Here is a 24800-nt window from a genome sequence, read left to right on the forward strand (position 1 = left end):
GAAGCCGCCGCCGGGGTGTCGTCGTCCGTGTGACGCGCATCCGGCGGCGGTTTCGTTTTTCGCGTGTGATGGCTGAGATCATGGAAATGGAAGTCAACGAAGCAAAACAGACCGCGCCGGTGCAGGCGCCGCGTGGCACGCCGGTCGCACCGGTCGCGCTGGGCGTCGCGGCGGCGCTCGCGAATACCAGGCTGTTCCCGTACTGGCTCGACAACCCGGCCGCGCCGGCCACCGAGCCGGAACTCGTCGGCGACGTGACGGCCGACCTGCTGATCGTCGGCGGCGGCTTCACGGGGCTGTGGTCGGCCGTGCAGGCGAAGGAACAGATGCCGCACCTGAACGTGGTGCTGATCGAGGCGGGCAAGGTCGCGCACGGCGCATCGGGCCGAGCGGGCGGGATCATCTCGACGTCGGTGATGCACGGGCTGCCGAATGCGGTGCGCGTGTTCCCGAACGACATCGCGGAACTCGAGGCGTTCGGCCATCACAACCTCGATGGCTTCGAGGAAACGCTGAAGCGCTACGACATCGACGCCGACATCGAGTGGAACGGCGAGATGACGGTGGCGGTCGATCCCGAGCACCTCGCGCACCTGAAGGGCGACTACGACCTGCATCGCGAGTACGGCCACGACGTCGTGCTGCTGAACCGCGAGGAAACGCTCGAACAACTGAATTCGCCGCTGTTCGCGGGCGCGCTGTGGTCGCGCAACCGCAGCGGCATCGTGCATCCGGCGAAGCTCGCGTGGGGGCTGAAGCGCGCGGCGCTGTCGCTCGGCGTGAAACTGTACGAGCACACGCCGCTGACGACCGTGACCGACGAAGGCGGCACGGTGTTCGTGACGACGCCGAAGGGCAGCGTGCGCGCGCCGCGTGTCGTGTTCGGCAGCGGCACCGCGAAGGTCGGGATTCCGGACATCAACCGCCGCGTGATGCAAGTGCGCGATCACGTGCTCGCCACCGAGCCGCTGACCGACGAGCAGCTCGCGCGGATCGGCTGGAAGAATCGCCAGGGCGTGTACGACACGCGCACGCAGCTCAACTATTTCCGGCTGACGAAGCACAACAACATCATCTTCGGCGGCCTCGTCAGCTATCACTTCGACGGCGATCCGGAGCCGCACCAGGACGGCCGGCGCGAAACGTACTACCGGCTCGCGGAAGCGTTCTACCGCACGTTCCCGCAACTGAGCGACGTGCGTTTCTCGCACGCATGGGGCGGCCCGATCGATTATTGCTCGCGCGGCTCGGTGTTCGCGAAACGCTATCTCGGCGGCAAGGCCGTGTTCGTCGCCGGCTATACGGGTTTCGGCGTCGCGGCGAGCCGGTTCGGCGCGTTCATGGGGCTGAACATCCTGTTCGACCGCGACAGCCCCGAGCGCAAGCTCGACATCGCGAACCAGAGCCCGAGCTACATCCCGCCGGAGCCGATGCGCTGGGTCGCCGCGAAGATCACGTTCCACGCGTTCGACGGCGCGGATGCCGAAGGCGGCTGGAAGCGCGCGTGGATCAGCGGCCTCAAGGCGATGGGCTTCCCGATGTAAGCGACACGGCGGCCCGGGCCGGGCCGCCGCCATATCCAACTCCCCCGAGGAGACGGTCCGCACCGCGGACACGGAGAGAGACATCGCATGAACGTTGTGAATCTGCAGGATGAAGCGCGGCAGGAAAGCGCGTTGTTCGTCGTCGTGATGCTGCTGCTCGGCATCCTCGGACCGACGGTCTTTCTCGGACTGCCCGCGATCGTCGGGCAGGTCGAGCGCCATTGGGGCTTCGGCGAAGCGGCGCTCGGGCTGTCGAGCTTCATCGAGGTGCTCGGCGAATCGACGGGCACGCTGCTCGTCGCGTTCGTGCTCGGCCGCCAGCCGGTCCGGCTCGTGCTCGCGGGCGCGGTGACGCTCGCGGCCGGCGCGAATCTCGGCACGCTCGCGACGCACGGGCTCGCCGCCTATTCGACGCTGCAGTTCGTCGCGGGCGTCGGCTCGGGCGGGCTGAACGGGATCGCGCTGCGCTACCTGTCGTATTCGCGCGCGCCGGAACGCAATCTCGGGATCATGCTGATGGGGCAGGTGATGTGGAGCATGGTGCTGCTTGCGTATGTCTTCCCGATGCTGAGCGGCACGTGGGGCGCGCGCGGCGTGTTCGGTTTCGTCGCGTGCGTGCTCGGCATGTTCGTGCTCGCGACACCGCTGTTCCGCCGCGGCGAGACAATGGCCGCGCCGACGCCGGTCGGGGTTGCCGGCCGCATCGACCGCCAGGGCGCGATGCTCGTGCTGTGCGCGCAGCTCGCGCTGTACGGCGGCGTGGGCGTCGTATGGACCTTCCTCGAGAAGATCGGCACCGATGCGGGCCTGAGCGGCAAGTCGGTGTCGCTCGTGCTCGGCATCGCGAACGTCGCGAGCCTCGTGATCTGCGCGGCGATGCCGAAGCTCGGTGCGGGCGCGGGCCTGCGTCGCTGGACGCTCGTGAACCTCGGCGGCTGCGCGGTCGCGGCCGTGCTGCTCGCGATGCCGGCGTCGGTCGCGACGTTCACGCTCGGCGCGATCGTGTTCATCGGCTGCTGGACCGGCGGCGCGCTGCTGATCTACGCGACGATTCCGCAGTACGACCTGATCGGCCAGTCGGCCGCGCTGTCGCCGGGCTGCGTCGCGCTCGGCTATGGAGTGGGCTCGGTCGCGGGCGGGTCGCTGATCGAGCGCGCGGGCACGCAGTCGGCATTGATCGCGGCGATCGCGCTGTGCGCGGCGGCGTTCCTCTGCTACGGGCGGCTGCGGCCGGCCGTGTTCGGCATCGCGCGCCCGCTCGCGGCGGTATCGGAGTGACAGGGTTGCGACGCGCGCCGCTGCCGATGGCGGCGCGCGTCCCGTTCGGTTCATCGGCGAAGGCGGCGGGCGGGGCGCGCGAGGCGCGCCGTGCCGGCCTGGCAACGCGCGTACGCGCAGCGGCTTGACGCATGTTTTCGAATACCACCGATCTCGATCTCCGGCTCATCCGGGTCTTTCTGGCCGTCGTCGACGCACGCGGCATCACGGCTGCCGAGGCGTCGCTCGGCGTGCGGCAGTCGACCATCAGCACGCAGCTGTCGGCGCTCGAGGCGCGCGTCGGCTTCAAGCTGTGCGATCGCGGGCGCGGCGGCTTTCGGCTGACGTCGAAGGGCGAACGCTTCGCGGCCACGGCGCGTACGCTCGTCGCGGCGACCTCCGAATTCGTCGCGCGCGTGCGCGACATCGACCGCAAGCTGGTCGGTACGCTGTCGATCGGCCTGATCGGCCAGGCGCCGCTCGTCGAGAACGCGCGGGTGGCCGACGCGATCGGCGCGTTTCGCCAGCGCGACCAGGCCGTCACGTTCTCGATGAAGGTCGCCTCGCCGCAGGAGCTCGAGGAAAGCCTCGTCAACAACCAGCTCGATCTCGCGATCGGCTATTTCTGGCATCGCGTGCCGGGCCTGCTCTATACGCCGCTGTTCACCGAGCAGCAGGTGATCTATTGCGGGCGCGGGCATCCGCTGTTCCATGCGTCGCGGCCCGTGACGGCGGACGATCTGCAGCTTCACGACTGGGTGTGGCGTACCTACCCGGTGCCGGAGGAGCAGTATCCGTTGCCGGAGCGCCGCGTGACCGCGAGCGCGGACAGCATCGAGGCCGCGACCATCCTGATCCTGTCGGGCGGCCATCTCGGCTATCTGCCCGCGCATTACGCGGAGCCGTTCGAGCAGCGCGGGCTCGTGAAGGCCGTCGGCCGCGCGACGTTCAGCTTCGACGTGCCGCTGCATCTCGCGATGAAGCGCAGCACGAGCGACAAGCCGATCGTCGACGCGTTCTGCGAGGACTTGCTGCGCGCCTTCAACATCAAGGCGGCCGCGCTGGCCGCGTAAATCCGGGCCGCGCGCTCAGCAGTCGACGAGCGTCCAGTCGAACAGCTCGCGGCGCGTGCGCACGCCGAGCTTCGCGAACGCGCGCTTCACGTACGACTCGGCCGTCGACAGCTTCACGTCCAACTGCTGCGCGGCCTCGGGCACCGAGCGCCCGCACAGCATCAGCCGGCAGATCTCGTGCTCGCGGCGCGACAACTGCACGTCCTGGCGTTCGAGGCGCGCGTCGAAGCTCGCCTGCGATCCGACGTTCACCGATACCGTTGCCACGCGCCGCGCCGCGCAGGTACGCGCATGCAGCTCGAACATCGGGAACAGCAGATCGACCATCTGCCGGAAATGGAACAGCTCGTCCGTCGTGAACGCGGCCCGCCCGACGGCGCGCGCGAGCCCGAGCGCGTACTGCAGGTGCGCGGTGCCGTGCACGAGCAGGCATTCCTGCGCGATGCCGGGTTCGTCGAAGATGCGCCGGCGGAACTCGCCCTGCGCGATGCCGTCGACATGGCGCTGCACGAGCAGCGTGCCGGCCTTGCCGCGCAGCGGCGCGACCAGCGGGTCGGTCTGGCAATAGTGCTGGTAGTAAATGTCCATCACGCGCAGCGTATCGGCCGCGACACGCAGGCTGCCGCTGCCGAGCCATTCGACGACGAAGCCCGACGTGCTGCCCGCGTCCGCGCGCCAGCGTTCGAGGTGCACGGCGTCGGCGTGGATGCTGTCGTTGACGAACGCGGTGACCGCGCCGACGAAATCCGGCGTGCCGACCGCACGCAGCGTCGCGCCGAGCGTGTCGGGGCGCACGCCGATCAGGTAGTGGCCGCGGGCGGCGGGGTCGGGCTGGAGCAGTCGCATGGTCGGGTGCAGGCGGTCAGGGGACAGCGCGACGTTACGCGAACGCCGCGCGTGCGTCAGCCGGGTATTCACCGGTCAACCCCGCGGATTTCGCGCGTTGTCCCCAAAACGACGACAAGACCGGGTACGCGGTGGCGTGAATTCGCCGAAGCCCCCGCGGCGGGGGGGCATACCGGTGTGAATCGTCTGTCTATAGTGAAAGCACTTCGAAAACCTGATGACCACCGAGGACAGGCAATGCAGATTCAACCGACGCAGGTCGCCGCGACGCCGGCGGATTTCGTTCTGACCAACGCGAAGGTCTACACCGTCGATCCGCACCGGCCGTGGGCGCAGGCCGTTGCCGTGCGCGACGGCCGGATCGTCCACGTCGGCGACGTGGCGGCCGTGCAGGCGTACGTCGGTGCGCGGACGAAGGTCGTCGACGCGGCCGGCCGGCTCGTGCTGCCGGGCTTCGTCGAGTCGCACTGGCACTTCGAGACGACCGCGTTCGCGTTCCAGGCGTTCGTGAATCACGAGGATCCGCAGAAGGTGCTGGGCGCGCTGCGTGCCTACGTCGAATCGCATCCGGACGAGCCGGCGATCACCGGGATGGGCTGGGTGCAGGCGACGATCCCGCCAGCCATGCTGCGCAAGGAGACGCTCGACGCGATCTGCGCGGATCGCCCGGTGTGCCTGCTGTCGACGGATTTCCATTCGATGTGGGTGAACTCGAAGGCGCTGGAGATCGCCGGTATCGACGCGTCGACGCCGCCCGTGCAGGCAGGCGCGAGCTGGTTCGAGAAGGACGCGGTGACGGGCGAGCCGACCGGCCTGATCGTCGACGGCGCCGCGTATTCGTTGCTGATGCAGCGGATCAGCGCGGCCGGCCTGCTGCCGACCGGCATCGACCTGTACCTGAAATCGATTCCGCCGTGGCAGAAGAAGCTGTGCGCGGCCGGCGTGACGACCGTGTTCGATGCCGGCTTCTTCGACGCGAGCGGCGACCAGTCGCTGCTGTACGAGACGCTGCAGACGATGGAGCGCGCGGGCGACCTGAAGCTGCGCGTGGTGGGCAGCGTCGCGGTGATCGGCGAGATCGACGATCCGGTCGGCACGCTCGTCCGGTATCGCGAGCAGTACGATTCGCCGCTCGTGAAGGCGCGCGCGCTGAAGCTGTTCCTCGACGGCACCGAGGCGAACCACACCGCCTACCTGCTCGAACCGTACGCGGATCGCCCCGACACCTGCGGCGCGCCGACGATGCCGGCCGACACGTTCAACCGCTATCTGGTCGAAGCCGATCGCGCGAACGCGAACGTGATGGTCCATTGCGTCGGCGACGCGGCGGTGCGAATGGCGCTCGACGGCTTCGACGAGGTCAACCGCGCGAACCCGCCGCGCGACCGCCGCCACGTGATCACGCACGCGTTTCTCACGCATCCGGACGACATCCCGCGCTTTCGCCACGCGGGCGTGATGGCGAACACGCAGTTGCAGTGGGGCGTGGTCGACGCGTACACCGAGCAGCTGCGCGACCACTACGGCCACGCACGCTGGAGCAACATGTACAAGTTCCGCACGTTCCTCGACGCAGGCGTGACGGTGTCGATCGGCATGGACGGCCTCGCGTGCCAGTGCCGCTGCCAGCACAAGCCGCTCGAGCACATCGAGTCGGGCCACACGCGCCAGCTCGCGGGCGAACCCGATGCGCCGGTGTTTCCGGACATCGCCGAGCGCCTGAGCATTCCGCAGCTGATCGCCGCGTACACGATCCACGGCGCGTACCAGCTCGGGATGGAGCACGAGGTCGGCTCGCTGACACCCGGCAAGCGCGCGGATCTCGTCGTGCTCGAGAACGACCTGTTCGAGGTCGGCCAATACGACATCGGCCGCATCGACGTCGGGCTGACGATGATGGGCGGCCGCATCACGCACGTGGGCAACGATTTCGGGGCACGCACGGGTATCCAGGCGTCCTGACCGGGCATCCCGGCTGACGACGCGGTGACGCCGGCTTTCAGGCGGCTTCCGTTTTCGCGGGCCGCCGCATCCCGGCCGGAACCGGATGCGCCGATTGTGACGCGTGTCCCCCTATTGGCAGGGCAGACCGGCCAATTTCCTCTGGCTACATTTTCCCGGACCGAAGCAACCACCGCTCGCCGGGAGCGGATCACGATACCGACGGAGGAAAACATGGCAGGGGAGTGGAAACGGCATCTGGGGACGGCATGCGCGGCGCTCGCGCTGGGCGGGTTCGCGTGGGCCGGCACGCCCGTCGCGCACGCGGCGGACGTCGTCAACGTGTACAACTGGGGCAACTCGATCGGCAAGGCGACGATCGCGAACTTCGAGAAGGCGACCGGCATCAAGGTCGTCTACCAGGAGTTCGATTCGAACGAGACGCTGCAGGCGAAGCTGCTGTCGGGCACGTCGGGCTACGACGTCGTCGTGCCGTCCGACATCTTCTGGGCGCGGCAGCTGCAGGCCGGCATCTACCGCAAGATCGACCGGAGCCAGGTGCCGAACTACGGGCTGCTCGATCCGGAAATCATGAAGGTGCTGGCGAAGGACGATCCGGGCAACCAGTTCGGCATTCCGTGGACGTGGGGCACCGACGGGCTCGGGATGAACGTCGAGAAGGTGAAGGCCGCGCTCGGCAACGATGCGCCGCTCGACAGCTGGTCGCTGCTGTTCGATCCGAAGGTCGTGCAGAAGCTGAAGCACTGCGGCGTGTCGGTGCTCGATTCGCCGGTCGATGCGTTCGGGATGGCGTTCGTGTACCTGAAGAAGGATCCGAACACGACGAACCCGGCCGACTACCAGGCCGCCTATGAGCTGCTGAAGACGGTGCGGCCGTACATCACGCAGTTCAACTCGAGCAGCTACATCAACGATCTTGCGGGCGGCGACATCTGCCTCGCGCTCGGCTGGTCGGGCGACGTGAACTCCGCGCGGATCGCGGCCGCTTCCGCGAAGAAGTCGTATCACATCAAGTACGTGATTCCGACCGAGGGCAGCGCGATGTGGTTCGACATGATGGCGATTCCGAAGGATGCGCCGCATCCGGACGCCGCACTGAAGTTCGTGAACTTCGTGCTGTCGGAGCAGGAGAGCGCGAACCTGACCAACGACACGTCGTATCCGTCGGCCGTGCCGTCGTCGAGGCATTTCGTGCGCGCCGAAGTGACGAGCGACCCGGCCGTGTTCCCGCCCGCCGACGTGATCCGCCGGCTGAGCCTCAGCAAGCCGGTTCCGCCCGAGCTAATGCGTCTGCAGAACCGTCTCTGGACGAAGCTGAAGACCGAGTAAGCCGGCCGCCGCCTCCCGCACTCCCGCATACCTTTCGCGCGCCCCGCCGCTGATCGCGGCGGGCGGGGGCGCGCTCGTCCCGACGACCACCCAGAACATGAAGATCAAACACATGACGGCGCTGTGCCTGCTCGCATTCGAAGCGGCTTCGGCGATGGCGCACACGGCGCCGCAGGCGACCGACGCGAGCAGGATGAAGGCGCTGCAGGCGCAGGTCACCGCGCTGCAGCAGCAGGTGAACGAGCTGCGCGCGAGCATGCTGGCGGCGCAGCCTGCCGGCGCCGCACCAACGGCCCATGCCGCCTCGGGCGGCGTGAAGATCGGTTCGATCAGCACGGCGGCGGCCGCCGCGCCGGCCGCCGATTCAGCGCCTGCCTTCACGAACGACGACCTGCAGCAGATGCGCGAGCAGATCGCGAATGCATCGCTGAAGGTCGACTCGCTGCAGGAAGCCGCGACGACTGGCCCGCTCGCGGGCCTGAGCATCACCGGCTACGTCGATCCCGTGTACCTGTTCAACCGCGCGCAGCGTACGTCGGGCTTCCAGTTCCTGAACCACGACCCGGGCGCGTACGATTACTACAACAGCACGATCGGCGACGTCTATCTCGACATCAAGAAGACCTTCGGCGTCGGCCCGATGGCGCCGTCCGCGGAGATCGTGATCCAGCCGAACCGCGGCTTCGGCAACGTGTTCAGCAATTCGCACGGCGGCGTCGGCAACAACATCGTCACGCAGGCGCAGGTCAACGTACCGCTCACCACGACGCGCACGTTCGAGATCGGCATGATGCCGAGCCTCGCCGGTTACGAAGTGCAGCCGTCGAACCAGATGCTCACGCTCACGCACGGGCTGCTGTACGACTTCAGCGAGCCGGGCAACCTGATCGGCATCGGGCTGAAGGGGTCCAACGCGGCGATGACGCGCTTCTGGCAGGTCGTGATCGGCAACGAGGTGCTGCGTACGGCCGGTGCGATCGCGAACGCGGCGAACAACACGACCAAGACCAACTGGACGCCGACGATCACCGCGCGCTTCGACAACGCGACGTCGACGGCCTTCGACTTCGGGATCTCCGGGATGCTCGGCCGGCAGTCGCTGTTCTCGCCGTGCGCGGTGGCGGGCGGCTACGGCTACCAGTGCAACGGCGCGTCGCCGACCGGCTTCTACAAGTACGTGGAAGCCGACATGACCTATACGCACGACAAGACGCAGGTCAACGCGCAGGTCGACTATGGCGAGCTGCAGAAGGGCGCGTGGAACGGCGGCACGGCCCGCTGGTACGGGATGTCGCTGCTCGGCCATACGAAGTGGACGACGTCGTGGGTCGGCCGCATGGGCGCGACGCTGCGCTTCGACTACCTGAACAACGCGTCGAACGGCGGCGGTGGCACGAACATCCAGTACGGGCTCGCGGGCGGCAACCCGTCGGTGAACGGCACGAGCGGCTTCGGCATCGATCCGGCGTGCTTCCAGGGCTCGGCGACCAACGGCACCGAATGCAAGGGCGCGCGGCGTTATGCGATCACGGCGGACCTGTTGTTCTATCCGACGCAGCAGATCACCGTGAAGGTCGAATACCGCCACGACGCGGCGAACCATCCGGTGTTCCTGAAGAGCAACGGCACGTACGCGCGCAGCAACGACCTCGCCGGGATGCAGTTCATCTACTCGTTCTGACGGCCGGCGCGTGCCGATTTGTTCGTATAGCGAAACACTTTACGGGCCGTGCCGGCCCGGGTCTCATTCGACACAGGAGGTTTGATCTTGAAGCTGCACACATTCGCGACCGACATCACCGATCCGCATGAGCGGGGCCGTCTGATCGGCGCGCGCTTCGCGCCCGCGATCCGCGATACGGTTGCGCGCTATCTCGCGTTCTTCCCGAAGCTCGGCATCGAGCCGCAGCGCGCGCGGGCGATCGGCGAAGCGAGCCTCGCCGCGCTCGACGCATGGTGCCCACGCCTGGCTGCCGAAGTCGAGGCGATCGCCGAGGGCGTCGACCTGCCGTACTGGCAGCTCGCGTGCCTGAACGCGCGCACCGAGATTCTCGCGACCGCGCCCGCGTCGGCCGAAGGCGAATGCTCGACGACCGTCTACGCGTCGGCGGGCCCGCACGCGCCGCGCACGCTGCAGACGTGGGACTGGCACGACAGCCTCGCGCCGCAGGGGCTGCTGATGCAGTTCGCGACGCCGCAGGGCCGCACGGTCAAGCTGTTCGCCGAATTCGGGATGCTCGCGAAGCTCGGCGTGAACAGCGCGGGGCTCGGGCTGCACTTCAACATCCTGCATCACGCGAGCGACGACGGCAGCGCGGGCGTGCCCGTGCATGCGATCGCGCGGCGTCTGCTCGAAGAGGCGACGACGGTGCAGGAGGCGATCGAACTCGCGCGCGCCGCGCGCGTGAGCGCATCGACGGTGCTGACCGTGTTCACGCGGCACGACGCGAACCCGCGTGCGGCGAGCATCGAACTGAGCCCGTCGGGTGTCGGTGTGGTCGTGCCGCGCCCGGACGGCTGGCTGCTGCACACGAACCACTTCCTCGATCGCGCGTTGAGCGGCGGCGAGTGCATGCCCGACAGTTCCACCACGCGCGAACGCTTCGCGTACCTGAACGAGGTCGTGACGGGCATGACGGGCGCCGATGTGCGCGAACGCGCGGCGGCGATGTGCGGTGCGGCCGGCGACGCGGCCGTCGTGTGTTTCCACCCGGATCCGTCGATGCCCGACACCGAGCGCTGGGAAACGCTGCTGACCGTCGGCATCGATACCGATGCGTGCGCGCTCGACTATGTGGCCGGCAATCCGCACGATCTCGCGCGCGACGGGTTCACGCGGTTCTGACGCGGCACGCGGACAGCGGCAAGGCCGGGACGGCTCGTATGGGCCGCCCTCGTGACGCTCATGCGTCGATGCGCTCGACCTTGCCGACGAGCAGCCCGTACGACAGGCTGCCGGCGAGCGCCATCGCGGCGATGTAGGTGATCGCACGCGAGAAGTCGACGCCGTCGACCAGCAGTCCGATCACGATCGGCGTCGCGATCGCGGACAGGTTGCCGATCAGGTTGAAGACGCCGCCCGTGAGACCGAGGAGCCGCGCGGGCGCGAGCCCCGATACGAGCGACCACGTGATCGACGCGAAGCCGTTGCCGAAGAACGCGATCGTCATGAACGCGATGACCCAGCCCGTCGACGACACGTAGTTCGCGCCGATGATGCAGGTCGAGACCAGCAGCCCCGAGATGATCGGCAGCTTGCGCGCGAAGCCCTGCGACGCACCGCGGCGCATCAGCCAGTCCGACAGCACGCCCGAGCACAGCACGCCGACGAACGCGGCGAGGAACGGCAGCGATGCGAGGAAGCCCGACTTGATGAAATCCATCCCGCGGTATTTGACGAGGTAGGTCGGGAACCACGTGAGGAAGAACCACAGCGTCGAGTTCAGCGCGAACTGGCCGAGGTAGATGCCCCACAGCTTGCGTCGGCCGAGCACGACGCCGAGGTCGCGCCACGTCGACGGCGCGCGTTCGCTGCGTGCCGCGATGCGGTCCTCCAGATCGACGAGCCCGCCGCCGTCACGGATCAGCGCGATCTCGGCCGCGTTGACGCCGCGAAACGCGCGCGGCTCGCGATATACCGCATACCAGATCGCGGCCCATGCGATGCCGGCGAGGCCCGTCGCGACGAACACCATGTGCCAGCCGAGGTGCACCTGCAGCCAAGCGAGCACCGGCGTGAGGAACGCGAGGCCGACGAATTGCCCCGACGTGTAGCCGCCGATCGCACTTGCGCGTTCGCGGGTTGGGAACCACGTCGTGACCACACGGTTGTTGATCGGGTAGGCCGGCGCTTCCAGCGCGCCGACCGCGAGACGCAGCACGATCAGCCCGACGAACGAACCCGCGAAGCCGAGCAGCAGCGTCGCGGCCGACCACAGCGCAAGCGCGCCCGCATACAGCACGCGCGGCGACACCTTGTCGACGAGCCAGCCGCCCGGGATCTGCATCAGCGCATAGGTCCAGCCGAATGCGGAGAACACCAGGCCCGCGCGGACCGGATCGATATTCAGTTCCTTGAACAGCGCGGGTGCGGCGATCGACAGGTTGCTGCGGTCGAGATAGTTGATCACGACCGTGACGAACAGCAGCGCGAGGATTAGCAGGCGCTTGCGGCTCGGCTGGGTGGTTGCGGTTGAGCGGGGCGTGGATTCGGGGGTGGTACCGCCATGCGCGGTCGAGCGCTCAGGCGGGGTTGCATGGGTGCGTGACGCGGATTGGGCCACGGTCGTCTCCTGTGTTCTCTGCCCGGCCGGCGCCCGCGAGCGGGGCGGCCGAATCGGATGGCGTTGGGGCGAACGTTAGAACCGTGGCGCGACGCGCGTCAACATTTGGACAGGTATCCCTATTAATGGGATGTTTGGCGTTCAGTATGTGGGAAAGGGCGGTGCGTGTCGCGTCGTGCGTCAGTCGGCCATCGCTTCCTTCGCCCTGACCCAGCCCTGCACCACACCCGCGTGCGGATTGCGATACCGCACCTTCAGCCACAGAAAATCATCGCTCGCGTCGATCACCTCCACCGTGTCGCCCGCGACGACATAACGGCGCGTGGGCGCATCGATCATTGCGTCGTGCAGCGGCAGGCGCGCCGGATGTACCTTGAACGTCACGTTGCCGCCGCCATACGCCTGCGGTCGGCGCGACACACGCTTGCCGTGCTCGTCGTAGGTCAGCAGCATCGACGCCGGGCCGTTGTCGTCGTCGAGGAGCGTGCGCAGGTCGTCAGGTACCGCTTCGCTGGACTGGTACAGATACATCTTGCCGGCGGTGTCGAAACGGTACGCATCGGTGTACCAGATCGGCCCGCCACGGCACGAACTGTACAGCGTGCGCTCCTTCGGTTTTGCATCGACATTGATCAGGTCGTCGCAACTGCCGTGCGGCAGGTTGCCCGCCGGCATCGAAAGCGGCGCGAACTGCTGGCGCGCGGCATCGTACAGGTAGATGCCGTAGCTTTCGTTGACCATGCCGAGCAGCGCATGCACCGCGAGATCGCGGTGGCCGTCGAAGTTGTAGTCGTCGGTCGCGACGTGATAGTGGCCCTCCTCGTCGGTGGCCGTGACGTCGAGCGTTTGCGTTTTCCCGCTCGGCAGGAAGCGGACCGTGATGTGCGCGCTGTCGGCGCGTTCGACGCGGGCCGTGACGGTGTCGTCGACCTTGAACGTGAGCAGCGGCTTGGCCGCATGCGCGGCGAGGGCGATCGATGCGCACGCGGCGAGCAGCAGCGCGGCGACGCGGGGAAGCGGGCGGAGCCGCGGCGAGTGCGTCACGAGCGGGTGCCGGAGCGAAGCGAAGGGGCGCATGCGGGCAGCCGGTCAGCGTTGCGTGCTGTCGTCGCGATAGCCGCTCTTGCCGACGAAGATCTCCTTCAGCGCGGCGCGCAGCGTGACCGGATCGTACTGGCCGGGCGCGAGATGGATCACGTAGCGCGTGCGGCCGTCGAGCCGCGCGGCGATGCCCGGTTCGATCTCGACGTCGATCGCATCGTCGGTCAGGCGCACCGACAGATCCTTGACGCGCAGGTTGACCTGGTCGCGCACCATCACTTCGATCAGCGCGTCGTCCGGAAAGCGCGACAGCGCGAAGCAGTAGTCCTGCTCCGCATCGTGACAGTAGAGGTTGGCGAAGCTTTCGTCGTCGTCGAGGTCGGACGTCGCCGCGCCGACGGTAGCGTGAAGTTCCATGAACGTCGGTTCCTGCATGAAGATTATCGGGGGGAATGCATGCGTGTTTCGATCGTGGCCGCGGTGTCGGGCGTCGGATCGGCCTGCTCGTCGCGCGCCTTCAGCCACAGCCCGAACTCGCGCATGACTTCGACGACCGGCCGCAGCCGGTCGCCGTCCGCGGTGAGATCGTACTCGACGCGCACCGGCACTTCGGGATAGACGGTCCGCTTCACGAGCCCCGCATCCTCCAGCGCGCGCAGGTCGAGCGTCAGCATGCGCTGCGAGATGCCCGGCATGTCGCGGCGCAGGTCGCTGAAGCGCCGCGGCCCGTCGAGCAGATACGACACCAGCAGCAGCCGCCAGCGGCCGCCGAGCAGGCGCATCGCTTCTTCAACGGAACATCCTGTCGCACTCGTTTTCATCGTGCTGAACCCTGGTCGGTAAATTTTTTGTGACTACGGCACAAACGACTGCCGTCTTCCCAGCCGTGCGCCGATGCGAGATATTAGCGCCCGCGTCGCGGCGAATCGATACCTGGACTACCCACGAAGGATACGCATGAAGCTCTATCACGCTCCCGGCAGCTGTTCGCAGGCGATCTGCATCGTGCTGCGCGAAGGCGGCATCGACGCGGAGATCGTCAGGGTCGACGCGCGCAAGCACGTCGTCGAAGACGGCCGCAACTACTACGACGTGAACGAACTCGGCTACGTGCCGCTGCTCGAACTCGACGACGGCACGATGCTGCGCGAAGGGCCGGTGATCGCGCAGTATCTCGCGGACCAGCGCCCGGAAGCCGCGCTCGCGCCGGCCCGTGGGACGCTCGCGCGTTACCGGCTGATGGAATGGCTCAACTTCCTCGGCACCGAGATCCACAAGGGCTTCATCCCGTTGCTGTATGCGGTGCAGGCGGGGAAGTACGTCGAGCCCGTCCGACAGAAACTCGACGGCCGCTTCGCATGGATCGACCGCCAGCTCGACGGCCGGACGTTCGTGACCGGCGACACGTTCACGGTCGCCGATGCTTACCTGTTCGCGCTGACCGGCTGGGGCAAGGCCGACTGGATGCGCTCGGTGTACAACGCGGATATCGACCTGAGCCGCCATGCGCATCTGCGCGCGTGGTACGAGCGCGTGCGCGCGCGGCCGGCCGTGCAGGCCGCGCTGGCCGCGGACGGCCTGCTGAAGTGAGCTGTGGCGGCGCGTCATTCTGCCGTAGCGACGCGCCGCCACGCAGCGACCGGCCGGGATATAATCGCCGCCATGAAACTGCTTCGGACCTTCATCCTGCTGCTGCTGTGCGCGGTGCTGCCCCTCACTGGGCTGGCAGCCAGCGGCCTGACCGGTGAATGTCCGATGCAGCACACGATGTCGACGGATCCGGATACCGGCATGAACCTGGCGATGTCCGCCGGCATGAGCGGCTGCGATTCGATGCAGCCGTCATCCGCCGATCACGCGAAGGCCAAAGCCAAGGGCGCGGCCTGCAAGGTGACGGCCGAATGCCAGTTCGGCAGCCTCTATCACCCGGTCGCTCGCGTCGACGTCAGCCGTCCCGCCGCATTCGCGAGCACGATCGTCTTCCATTACACGCAGTCCGTCCCGGCCCGCGACCCGAACGGGTTGTGGCGCCCGCCGCGCATCAACTGATCCCGATCTGACCGGTTCACCGCGCACGCGGTGAGGTTCGTCCTGTGCGCAGGACGTGGAATCCTTTTGGGTTCCGACCTGGGGTTACACCATGTCATTCGATTTCAGCACGCCGCGTACGCGGCGTGCGTGTCGGCGCGCGCCCGTACTGTGGGTCACGCTGCTGGCGGCGGGCGCCGTTCATGCGCAGCAGTCGCCTGTCACGCTGGACGCCGCGCTGCAATCCGCGACCGATCATTCCGCTTCGATGCAGGCCGCGCAGGCTTCCGTGCTCGCGCGTTCCGAAGTGGCCGTCAAGGCCGACCAGTTGCCCGACCCGATGCTCAAGGCCGGTATCGACAACCTGCCAGTCAATGGTGGTCAGCGCTTCACCGTCGGCCAGGACTTCATGACGATGCGCCGCATCGGCATCGAGCAGGAGTGGGTGTCCGGCGACAAGCGGCGGCTGCGCACGGCACTTGCCAACGAGCAGGTCGGCCGTGAGCGCGCGGGCCATCTCGCGCAGCTCGCCATCGTGCGCCAGCAGACCGCGACGGCTTGGCTCGACGCCGTCTACGCGAAGCAGGCGCTCGCGCTTCAGCAGGCGCTGCTCGGCCACATGAATCACGAACTCGACGCCACGCAGGCGTCGTATCGCGGCGCGAAGGCGGGTGCCGGCGATGTCGTGCAGGCGCGCGCGATGCTCGCGCAAACGCAGGATCAGGTGCTCAAGGCGCAGCAGGCATACCGCACCGCGCTTGTCGTGCTGGCCCGCTGGACGGCCGTTCCGGCGGCCGACGTGACGGGGGCGCCGCCTGCACCGGAATCCTTCGTGTCGTCGCTGCCGCCGGACGAGCTGCGCCTGTCGCAGCCGGCGCTCGTCGCCGCGGCCGACGACATCGCGGTGGCCGAAGCCGACACGGCGGTCGCGAACAGCGAGCGCAGCCCGAACTGGACATGGGAGATCGCGTACCAGCAGCGCGGCGGCGCGTATTCGAACATGGTGTCCGTCGGCGTCTCGATCCCGCTGCCGCTCAATCGCAAGAACCGCCAGAACCGCGACGTCGCCGAGAAGGCCGCCCTCGAGACGAGGGCGCGCCTGATGTACGAGGACACGCTGCGCCAGGTGCAGGCCGATATCCGTACGCAATCCGAGGCGCTGGCGAGCGGCCGCGAACGCATCGCGAACCTGAGCGCCGCGCTGCTGCCCGCCGCCGACCAGCGCGTGCAGCTCGCGATGGCCGCGTACCGGGCCGGCACGGGGTCGCTCGCCGATACGTTCGCCGCGCGGCGGGCGCAACTCGACGCGCAGTTGCAGCTGCTCGATCTCAGGCGCGACGTGTCGCGGACCTGGGCGCAGCTCGAATATCAGGTCGTGCCGTCGGCGCTGGCCGCCGCGCAGTGAAGGAGAACACCATGAACAAACAAGCACTCGCACGCGCGGTGGTGCTGACGTTCGCCGGCGCGGCGCTCGGCGGCGCCGGCTACTTCGCGGGCGTTCGCCATGCGGCGGGCGGCGCGGCGACGGCCGCCTCATCCGCTGCCGCGCCGTCCGGCACGCAGGATCCGCAAGCGGCACGCAAGGTGCTGTACTGGCACGACCCGATGGTGCCGAACCAGCATTTCGACAAACCGGGCAAATCGCCTTTCATGGACATGCAGTTGCAGCCCGTTTATGCGGACGAAGAGGGCGCCGCACCGGGCATTCGGATCGATCCGGGCCTGCAGCAGAACCTCGGCATCCGGTATGCGACCGTGCGGCGCCAGCAGACGGACGCCGGCTTCGACGCGGTGGGCACGACGCAGTTCGACGAATCGCGCGCGGACGTCGTGCAGTCGCGCGTCACCGGCTATATCGATCGCCTGTACGCGCGTGCGCCGATGCAGCGCATCGAGCGGGGCGCGCCGGTCGCATCGCTGTTCGTGCCCGACTGGCTCGCGCCGCAGGAGGAATATCTCGCGCTGAAGCGCGGCGGGATGGACGGCAGCCTGCTCGATGCGGCGCGCGCACGGATGCGGGCGCTGTCGATTCCGGACGGGATGGTCGCGGCCCTCGAGCGCACCGGCCGTGCGCAGACGCATGTCGTGCTCACGGCGCCGGAAACGGGTGTCGTGAGCGAGCTGAACGTGCGCGACGGCGCGATGGTGGCACCCGGTCAGACGCTCGCGAAGATCGCGGGGCTGTCGACGCTGTGGCTGATCGTCGAGGTGCCGGAAGCGCTCGCGCTGACCGTGCAGCCGGGGATGTCGGTCGACGCGACGTTCGCGGGCGATGCGGCACGGCACGTCAGCGGCCGCATCCGCGAAGTGCTGCCCGGCATCAGCACGGGCAGCCGTACGCTGCAGGCGCGCGTGGAGATCGACAACGCGTCGCTGAAGCTCACACCCGGCATGCTGATGCGCGTGCGCGTAGCCGCGAAGGATACGGTGTCGCGCCTGCTCGTGCCGTCCGAGGCCGTGATCGCGACCGGCAAGCGCACGATCGTCATCGTGAAGAACGGCGACGGCCGCCTTCAGCCGGTATCGGTCACGACCGGCAACGACGTCGGCGGCGACACGGAAGTGCTCGACGGGTTGCACGAAGGCGACACGGTCGTCGCGTCGGGCCAGTTCCTGATCGATTCGGAAGCCAGCCTGAAAAGCGTGCTGCCGCGGCTCGAACGCGCGTCGGAGGCAGGTACGGCCGCATCGTCCGCTGCGGCGACCTTGCCGGTCTACGAAACGACCGGCAAGGTCGAGAAGGTGACGGCCGACGACATCACGTTCTCGCATCAACCGGTGCCGGCGCTCGGCTGGGGCGCGATGACGATGGCGTTCGGCAAGCCGTCGGCCCGGGCGTTTCCCGACGTGAAGCCGGGTCAGACCGCGCGGTTCGCGTTCATGCAGACCGACGACGGCTACCGGCTAACGAAGGTCGAGCCGCAGGGAGGCGAACGATGATCGCGCGCGTCATTCTCTGGTCCGTCCGGAATCGCTTCCTGGTGCTGCTGGCTACCGTGCTGATCGCCGCGTGGGGTGTTCATTCGCTGCGGCAGACGCCGCTCGATGCGTTGCCCGACCTGTCGGACACGCAGGTGATCGTGAAGGCGTCGTATCCGGGCAAGGCGCCGCAGGTCGTCGAGGATCAGGTCACCTATCCGCTGACGACGACGCTGCTCGGCGTGCCGGGCGCGACGACCGTGCGCGCGTACTCGTCGTTCGGCGATGCGTTCGTCTACGTGCTGTTCGACGACCGCACCGATCCGTACTGGGCGCGCTCGCGCGTGCTCGAATACCTGAGCCAGGTGCAAAGCCGCCTGCCGGCCGGCGCGACCGTGTCGCTCGGGCCGGATGCGACCGGCGTCGGCTGGGTGTACGAGTACGCGCTCGTCGATCGCACCGGCCGTCACGATCTCGGGCAACTGCGCGCGCTCAACGACTGGTTCCTGAAGTTCGAGCTGAAGGCCGTGCCGGACGTCTCGGAAGTCGCGAGCATCGGCGGCATGGTGCGCCAGTACCAGGTCGTCCTCGATCCCGACAAGTTGCGTGCCTACGGCATCACGCAGGCGGCGGTCGCGGATGCGCTCGGCAAGGCCAACCAGGCATCCGGCGGCTCGGTCGTCGAGCTGGCCGAGTCGGAGTACATGGTGCGTTCGTCCGGCTACCTGCGCACGCTCGACGACTTCCGCCGCGTCGTGCTGCGTACCGACGACGCGGGCACGCCGGTGCTGCTCGGCGACGTCGCGCACATCCAGGTCGGCCCGGCGATGCGGCGCGGGATCGCCGAGTTGAACGGGCAGGGCGAAGTGGCGGGCGGCGTCGTCGTGATGCGCTCGGGCAAGAACGCCCTGACGACGATCGACGCGGTGAAGGCGAAGCTCGCCGGCCTGAAGCGTTCGTTGCCGCCCGGCGTCGACATTGTCACGACCTACGACCGATCGCAACTGATCGAGCGCGCGGTCGGCAACCTGAAGGACAAGCTGATCGAGGAATTCGTCATCGTCGGGATCGTCTGCGCGGTGTTCCTGTTCCATCTGCGCAGCGCGTTCGTCGCGATCCTGTCGCTGCCGCTCGGCGTACTGGCCGCGTTCATCGTGATGCGTTACCAGGGCGTGAATGCGAACCTGATGTCGCTCGGCGGGATCGCGATCGCGATCGGCGCGATGATCGACGCGGCGATCGTGATGATCGAGAACGCGCACAAGCATCTGGAAGCGTACGACCACGCGCATCCGGGCGAGCAGCCGACCGCCGCGCGCCGCTGGGAGCTGGTCGCGGCGTCGGCCGCGGAAGTCGGGCCCGCGCTGTTTTTCTCGCTGCTGATCATCACGCTGTCGTTCGTTCCAGTGTTTTCGCTGGAAGGGCAGGAGGGCAAGCTGTTCGCGCCGCAGGCGTTCACGAAGACCTACACGATCGCCGCGGCCGCCGGATTGTCGGTGACGTTGGTGCCCGTGCTGATGGGCTATCTCGTGCGCGGCCGCATTCCGCACGAGCACGCGAACCCGATCAACCGCGTGCTGATCCGCCTGTACCGGCCGCTGCTCGAGGCGACGCTGCGGCGCCCGTGGTTCGCGATCGGTATCGCGGTCGTCGCGCTCGTGCTGACGGCCGTGCCGTTGTCGCGGCTCGGCGGCGAATTCATGCCGCCGCTCGACGAAGGCGACCTGCTGTACATGCCGACCGCGCTGCCGGGCATCTCGGCCGACAAGGCGGGCGAACTGTTGCAGCAGACCGACCGGCTGATCAAGACCGTGCCCGAGGTCGACACGGTGTTCGGCAAGTCGGGCCGGGCCGATTCGGCCACCGATCCCGCGCCGCTCGAGATGTTCGAGACGACGATCCGCTTCAAGCCGCGCAGCACATGGCGGTCCGGCATGACGCCGGAGAAACTCGTCGACGAACTCGACCGGACGGTGAAGGTGCCGGGCTTGTCGAACGTGTGGGTGCCGCCGATCCGCAACCGGCTCGACATGTTGTCCACCGGGATCAAGACGCCGGTCGGTGTGAAGATTTCCGGGCCGGACCTGGCAGGCATCGACGCGATCGCGACGCAGGTCGAGGCGGCCGTGAAGCGCGTGCCCGGCGTGACGTCCGCGCTCGCGGAACGGCTGAACGGCGGCCGCTACATCGACGTCGATATCGACCGGCTCGCGGCCGCGCGCTACGGATTGTCGGTGGCCGACATCCAGTCGGTCGTGTCGTCGGCGGTCGGCGGCGACGATGTCGGCGAAGTGGTCGCGGGGCGCGAGCGTTTCCCGATCAACCTCCGCTATCCGCGCGAGATCCGCGATTCGCTCGAGAACCTGCGGCAACTGCCGGTCGTCACCGCGCGCGGCGCGCAGATCCGCCTCGGCGATGTCGCGCGCATCGGCATCGCCGACGGGCCGCCGATGATCCGCAGCGAGAACGCGCGGCTGTCCGGCTACGTGTACGTCGATCTGCGCGGCGTCGACCTGAGCACGGCCGTCCGCGCGATGCAGCGGGCCGTCGCGCAACGGGTCGCGTTGCCGCCCGGCTATTCGATCGCGTGGTCGGGCCAGTTCGAGTATCTCGAACGCGCGGCGGCGACGCTGCGCACCGTGGTGCCCGTCACGCTCGTCGTGATCTTCGTGCTGCTGCTCCTCACGTTCGACTCGGTGGCCGACGCGCTGCTGCTGATGTCGACGGTGCCGTTCGCGCTGGTCGGCGGCTTCTGGCTCGTGTGGGCGCTCGGTCATGCGGTGTCGGTCGCGACGTCGGTGGGCTTCATCGCGCTGGCCGGCGTGGCCGCCGAATTCGGCGTCGTGATGCTGCTGTACCTGAAAGGCGCGCTGCAGCGCCGGCTCGACGGCGGAGAACCGCTGACCGATGCGCTGCTGCTCGACGCGATCCGCGAGGGCGCGGTGCTGCGTGTGCGGCCGAAGGCGATGACGGTCGCCGTCGTGCTCGCCGGTCTCGTGCCGATCATGGTCGGCCATGGCGCCGGCTCCGAAGTCATGCAGCGCATCGCCGCGCCAATGGTCGGCGGCATGGTCACGGCGCCGCTGCTGTCGATGTTCGTCATTCCCGCCGCGTGGCTCCTGCTTCAGCGCCGTCGTGCGTACGGCGCGGGCCGGGCGCGGCATTCCGATGCAGTTCCTTCCGGCACGAACGTGCCACCCATCCCAACCGGAGAATCACGATGAAGATGAATCAATTGATCGCCGCCGCAACCGCCGTTGTCGCGCTCGGCGCTGCCGCCATACCGGCGTTTGCCGCCGGCGAGATGTCGGGCATGGACATGTCCGGCATGAAGATGGCGCCGGACGGCGCGGCCGATTCGCATGCCGCGCTGACCGACGCCGAGGTGAAGAAGGTCGATGCCGCGAGCGGCAGGATCACGCTAAAGCACGGCGCCCTCGACAACGTCGGGATGCCGGCGATGACGATGGCGTTCAAGGCGAAGGATGCGGCGATGCTCGCGCACGCGCAGGCGGGCGACAAGGTCAAGGTGCGGATCGAGAAGGTCGACGGCACGCTGACGATCGTCAAGCTCGTCAAGGGTTCCTGACCGTCGTCGGCAGGTGCGGCGGTCGCCCGCATCTGCGCAGTGAAGCGCGCCGCGCCGACGTGTCCGTCGGCCGGCGCGCCCGGTCCGCGCATCGGCGCATTCAGCGCGTCAGCGTCAGGACCAGATACCCCGCATACCCCGCACCGTTCGCGAGCAATGCCCAGATCGCGAGCCCGCGCGTCCGCGCGTTGACGCGCAGCCACGCGGCCGCCGCGAGCGTGATGATCACGCCGGTCAGCACTTCGGGGCGCGGCTCCCACGGCGTCAGCATGATGCCGATCGCCGGCAGCAGCGTGCCCTGGAACACCATCGCGCCGGTAATGTTACCGAACGCGAGCGTGTCCTTCCTGCGGCGGATCCACAGCACGCTGTTGACCTTCTCCGGCAGCTCCGTCGCGATCGGCACGATGATCAGCGACAGCAGCAGCGCCGAGATGCCGAGCGCATGCGACACGCCTTCCACGCCGTGAATGAAGCCCTTCGCCCCGCCGACCAGCAGCGCGACGCCGATCAGCAGTTGCAGCGCGATCGTCGCGAGGTTGGTCGGCAGGCCCGCGCGCGACAGGAACATCGCATGCGGCGCCTCGGTGCCGTGCCCGGCATCGACGAGCCGGGTCGACGCGCGGAACGTCATCACGACGTACATCACGTAGAGGCCGACGAGCATCGCGGCGAGCAGCGCGCGCACGGCCCAGTTGTGATGCGGGACGAACATCGCGGCGGTCGCCAGCGAGAACGCGGCGAGGAAGTAGTTCATGTCGCGCACGAAGCCCGTGCGTTCCGGCGCGATCGTGCCGCGCAACCCGCGCGAGCGGATCACGGCGAGCGTCATCAGGAACGTGGTGAGCGTCGCGAGCATCAGCGGCGCGCCGAGGATCGCGCCGACGCCGATTTCCTCGTTCACGGCCTGGTTCGCGGTGCCGCCGGCCAGCGCGAGCAGCGGCACCATCGTTTCGGGCAGCGCCGTGCCGACGGCCGCGAACAGCGAACCGGTCACGCCTTCGGAAATCTTCAGGCGTTCGCCGAGATGTTCGAGCGCATTGGTGAAGACTTCGGCCGCGACGAGGATGACGATCAGCATGAACGCCAGTTCGAGGAACATGAACGTCATGCGGCACCTCCGCGGGCAACGGTGGCGTATGGAGAGAGAGCGGGGAGGAACATGGGGACTCCGTGGTCGGACGCTGACGAACCATGGCGCATCCGCCGCCGTCCGACCAGGAACGACGCGACGCGCCCATGGTCTCGCCAAGCCGATCAGGCCGAACGCGCCACGGCCGCAGGCCGAGTGTGTTGACGCGTTCGCTTTCCGGGGACGGAAAGCAGGCTACTCCCCAAAGACGAAGGGCAGTCTAGCCGAGCGGGTTGCTTTCGACAAGCCTTCATCTCGAAAAAATGTCTCCCTCCACCCTATGGGGAAACCGTCGTGGATATATACTCCCCTACCCTATACAGGAGCCATCGATGAGTCATACCGTTCGCGACAAACAGAAGCTGCTGAACCGCGTGCGCCGTATCAAGGGTCAGGTCGAGGCGATCGAGCGCGCGCTCGAGGACGAGCGCGGCTGCAACGATGTGCTGCAGCAGATCACGAGCTGCCGCGGCGCGATGAACGGCCTGCTGGCCGTCGTGCTGGAAGACCACATCCGGTCGCATCTCGTCGACGCGGACACGCCGGACGCGCATGAAGGCAGCGCGACCGAGCAGCTCATCGACGTCGTCCACAGTTATTTCAAGTAACCGGATCGGAACATGAGCAAACTCGAGGGGAGTGCCGCCGACGGCTGGCACAGCCATGCGTTTCTCGGCGCCGCGCACGCGCGGAACGAGCGGAAGACCTGGATGGTCATCGGCCTGTGCACGGCGATGATGATCGCCGAAATCGTCGGCGGCACGCTGTTCGGCTCGCTAGCCCTGGTCGCCGACGGGCTGCACATGTCGACGCATGCGGGCGCGATGCTGATCGCGGCGCTGGCCTACACCTACGCACGCAGGCATGCGGACGATCCGCGCTTCGTGTTCGGCACCGGCAAGCTCGGCGATCTGGCCGGGTTCACGAGCGCGATCGTGCTCGCGATGATCGCGCTGCTGATCGGCTACGAGGCGATCGCGCGCCTTCTGTCTCCGGTGCCCATCCATTTCGGCGAAGCGATTCCGATCGCGGTGCTCGGGCTCGCGGTGAATCTCGCCAGCGTGTGGCTGCTGAGCGGCGATCATCATCACGGGCATGGTCATGCGCATGTCCACGATCACGACCATGACGACGCGCATCACGACCACGGCTCGCTCGCGGCGGCGCATCGCGACCACAACATCCGGTCCGCCTACGTTCACGTGATCGCCGACGCGGCCGTGTCGGTGCTGGCCATCGTCGGCCTGCTGCTCGCGCGGGCGTTCGGCTGGGTCTGGATGGATCCGCTCGCGGGGATCGTCGGCGCGCTGGTGATCGCCAACTGGGCCTACGGGCTGATGCGCGACACGGGCGGCATCCTGCTCGACGTCAACGTCGATCGCAAGCTGACGGACAACGTCCGCCGCGCGATCGAGGCGCTTGGCGACAAGGTCAACGATCTCCATGTGTGGCGCGTGGGCCCGGGGCACATGAGCGCGATCGTGTCGGTCGAAACCGGCGATACCGCGCGCGATGCGCGTTTCTACCATGCACTCGTCGCGCGCTTCGACGGCGTGTCCCACGTGACCGTCGAAGTGACGACGCGTGCGAAGGCGGCCTGATCGTGGCCCTGAAATCGCCGTGTATCGACCTGTGCGCGTTCGACGGCCGGACGGGCTTTTGTGCCGGCTGCCTGCGCACGCGCGACGAGGCACGCGACTGGAAGAAGATGACCGATCACCGCCGGCACCAGATACTGAATGACCGGTCGCGCCGCGAGGCGAAGCTGCGGCGCGGAACGGACGCGTGAGCGGGCGG

At 68.0% G+C, this 24800-nt stretch carries 22 protein-coding genes and 1 riboswitch; of the genes, 16 read left to right on the forward strand and 6 right to left on the reverse strand.

What is annotated here, in order from left to right; genetic code table 11:
• Positions 1–80: 80 nt before the first annotated feature.
• The 3 genes from VXM69_RS03495 (at position 81) to VXM69_RS03505 (ending at position 3874) form a co-directional block, all read left to right on the forward strand.
• Positions 81–1544: an FAD-binding oxidoreductase gene (locus VXM69_RS03495; RefSeq protein WP_034188503.1), complete on the forward strand. Its 1464-nt coding sequence runs from the start codon at positions 81–83 to the stop codon at positions 1542–1544.
• A gap of 87 nt (positions 1545–1631) precedes the next feature.
• Positions 1632–2822, forward strand: a complete 1191-nt coding sequence (locus tag VXM69_RS03500; RefSeq protein WP_301741221.1) for an MFS transporter — start codon at positions 1632–1634, stop codon at positions 2820–2822.
• A gap of 131 nt (positions 2823–2953) precedes the next feature.
• Positions 2954–3874, forward strand: a complete 921-nt coding sequence (locus VXM69_RS03505) for a LysR family transcriptional regulator (RefSeq protein WP_034188501.1) — start codon at positions 2954–2956, stop codon at positions 3872–3874.
• Positions 3875–3889: 15 nt separating this feature from the next.
• Here VXM69_RS03505 and VXM69_RS03510 read toward each other — a convergent pair whose 3' ends face one another.
• Positions 3890–4720 (reverse strand): helix-turn-helix transcriptional regulator, encoded by an 831-nt coding sequence (locus VXM69_RS03510; RefSeq protein WP_034188500.1) that lies wholly within the window; start codon positions 4718–4720, stop codon positions 3890–3892.
• A gap of 237 nt (positions 4721–4957) precedes the next feature.
• Here VXM69_RS03510 and VXM69_RS03515 point away from each other — a divergent pair, with 237 nt between their 5' ends.
• The 4 genes from VXM69_RS03515 to VXM69_RS03530 all read left to right on the forward strand — a co-directional run bounded on the left by VXM69_RS03515 (position 4958) and on the right by VXM69_RS03530 (position 10856).
• On the forward strand, positions 4958–6682 hold the full coding sequence (locus VXM69_RS03515; RefSeq protein ID WP_301741220.1) for an amidohydrolase: 1725 nt from the start codon (positions 4958–4960) through the stop codon (positions 6680–6682).
• Between the two features lie 213 nt (positions 6683–6895).
• Positions 6896–8011 carry a polyamine ABC transporter substrate-binding protein gene (locus VXM69_RS03520; protein ID WP_367189001.1) on the forward strand — a complete coding sequence of 372 codons (1116 nt, stop codon included), beginning with the start codon at positions 6896–6898 and terminating at the stop codon, positions 8009–8011.
• Positions 8012–8108: 97 nt separating this feature from the next.
• The gene (locus VXM69_RS03525; protein ID WP_367189002.1) at positions 8109–9692 is read left to right on the forward strand and encodes a DUF3138 family protein; all 1584 of its coding nucleotides are present in this window, start codon (positions 8109–8111) and stop codon (positions 9690–9692) included.
• Positions 9693–9779: 87 nt separating this feature from the next.
• The gene (locus VXM69_RS03530) at positions 9780–10856 is read left to right on the forward strand and encodes a C45 family autoproteolytic acyltransferase/hydolase (protein ID WP_367189003.1); all 1077 of its coding nucleotides are present in this window, start codon (positions 9780–9782) and stop codon (positions 10854–10856) included.
• Between the two features lie 58 nt (positions 10857–10914).
• On the opposite strand, the gene VXM69_RS03535 is transcribed toward VXM69_RS03530, so the two are convergent.
• From VXM69_RS03535 to VXM69_RS03550, 4 genes are all read right to left on the reverse strand, one after another.
• On the reverse strand, positions 10915–12294 hold the full coding sequence (locus tag VXM69_RS03535) for an MFS transporter (RefSeq protein WP_367189004.1): 1380 nt from the start codon (positions 12292–12294) through the stop codon (positions 10915–10917).
• Between the two features lie 180 nt (positions 12295–12474).
• On the reverse strand, positions 12475–13338 hold the full coding sequence (locus VXM69_RS03540) for a hypothetical protein (RefSeq protein WP_367189222.1): 864 nt from the start codon (positions 13336–13338) through the stop codon (positions 12475–12477).
• Positions 13339–13383: 45 nt separating this feature from the next.
• A complete protein-coding gene (locus VXM69_RS03545) occupies positions 13384–13752 on the reverse strand; it encodes a hypothetical protein (protein WP_367189005.1) in 369 nt (122 codons plus the stop codon).
• Between the two features lie 23 nt (positions 13753–13775).
• Complete coding sequence (locus VXM69_RS03550) at positions 13776–14156, reverse strand: helix-turn-helix domain-containing protein (RefSeq protein WP_124608144.1); 381 nt, start codon at positions 14154–14156, stop codon at positions 13776–13778.
• A 136-nt stretch (positions 14157–14292) separates the two neighbouring features.
• Between VXM69_RS03550 and gstA the strand changes: the two genes are divergently transcribed.
• The 6 genes from gstA to VXM69_RS03580 all read left to right on the forward strand — a co-directional run bounded on the left by gstA (position 14293) and on the right by VXM69_RS03580 (position 21871).
• Complete coding sequence (gene gstA, locus VXM69_RS03555) at positions 14293–14925, forward strand: glutathione transferase GstA (protein ID WP_367189006.1); 633 nt, start codon at positions 14293–14295, stop codon at positions 14923–14925.
• Between the two features lie 72 nt (positions 14926–14997).
• Positions 14998–15384, forward strand: a complete 387-nt coding sequence (locus VXM69_RS03560) for a hypothetical protein (RefSeq protein WP_034188493.1) — start codon at positions 14998–15000, stop codon at positions 15382–15384.
• 91 nt (positions 15385–15475) lie between these two features.
• On the forward strand, positions 15476–16768 hold the full coding sequence (locus VXM69_RS03565) for a TolC family protein (protein ID WP_367189007.1): 1293 nt from the start codon (positions 15476–15478) through the stop codon (positions 16766–16768).
• Between the two features lie 11 nt (positions 16769–16779).
• On the forward strand, positions 16780–18303 hold the full coding sequence (locus VXM69_RS03570) for an efflux RND transporter periplasmic adaptor subunit (protein ID WP_367189008.1): 1524 nt from the start codon (positions 16780–16782) through the stop codon (positions 18301–18303).
• Complete coding sequence (locus VXM69_RS03575; protein ID WP_367189009.1) at positions 18300–21506, forward strand: efflux RND transporter permease subunit; 3207 nt, start codon at positions 18300–18302, stop codon at positions 21504–21506. Before VXM69_RS03570 ends, VXM69_RS03575 begins: the two co-directional genes overlap by 4 nt.
• Positions 21503–21871, forward strand: coding sequence for a copper-binding protein (locus VXM69_RS03580; RefSeq protein ID WP_034188490.1), 369 nt, complete (start codon positions 21503–21505; stop codon positions 21869–21871). Before VXM69_RS03575 ends, VXM69_RS03580 begins: the two co-directional genes overlap by 4 nt.
• Positions 21872–21971: 100 nt before the next feature.
• On the opposite strand, the gene VXM69_RS03585 is transcribed toward VXM69_RS03580, so the two are convergent.
• Positions 21972–22982: a sodium:calcium antiporter gene (locus VXM69_RS03585; protein WP_049035875.1), complete on the reverse strand. Its 1011-nt coding sequence runs from the start codon at positions 22980–22982 to the stop codon at positions 21972–21974.
• A gap of 102 nt (positions 22983–23084) precedes the next feature.
• Positions 23085–23219, reverse strand: a riboswitch (yybP-ykoY riboswitch).
• 116 nt (positions 23220–23335) lie between these two features.
• On the opposite strand from VXM69_RS03585, the gene VXM69_RS03590 reads away from it, so the two are divergent.
• The 3 genes from VXM69_RS03590 to VXM69_RS03600 are packed head-to-tail and all read left to right on the forward strand — an operon-like array spanning position 23336 to position 24792.
• Positions 23336–23611 carry a metal/formaldehyde-sensitive transcriptional repressor gene (locus VXM69_RS03590; RefSeq protein WP_034188488.1) on the forward strand — a complete coding sequence of 92 codons (276 nt, stop codon included), beginning with the start codon at positions 23336–23338 and terminating at the stop codon, positions 23609–23611.
• A gap of 12 nt (positions 23612–23623) precedes the next feature.
• On the forward strand, positions 23624–24604 hold the full coding sequence (dmeF, locus tag VXM69_RS03595) for a CDF family Co(II)/Ni(II) efflux transporter DmeF (RefSeq protein ID WP_069704430.1): 981 nt from the start codon (positions 23624–23626) through the stop codon (positions 24602–24604).
• Between the two features lie 2 nt (positions 24605–24606).
• Positions 24607–24792 carry a DUF1289 domain-containing protein gene (locus VXM69_RS03600; RefSeq protein ID WP_367189010.1) on the forward strand — a complete coding sequence of 62 codons (186 nt, stop codon included), beginning with the start codon at positions 24607–24609 and terminating at the stop codon, positions 24790–24792.
• The last annotated feature ends 8 nt before the right edge of the window (positions 24793–24800 follow it).

This window comes from Burkholderia sp. Ed8, from assembly GCF_040761425.1.
GTDB classification, from domain to species: Bacteria; Pseudomonadota; Gammaproteobacteria; order Burkholderiales; family Burkholderiaceae; genus Burkholderia; species Burkholderia seminalis.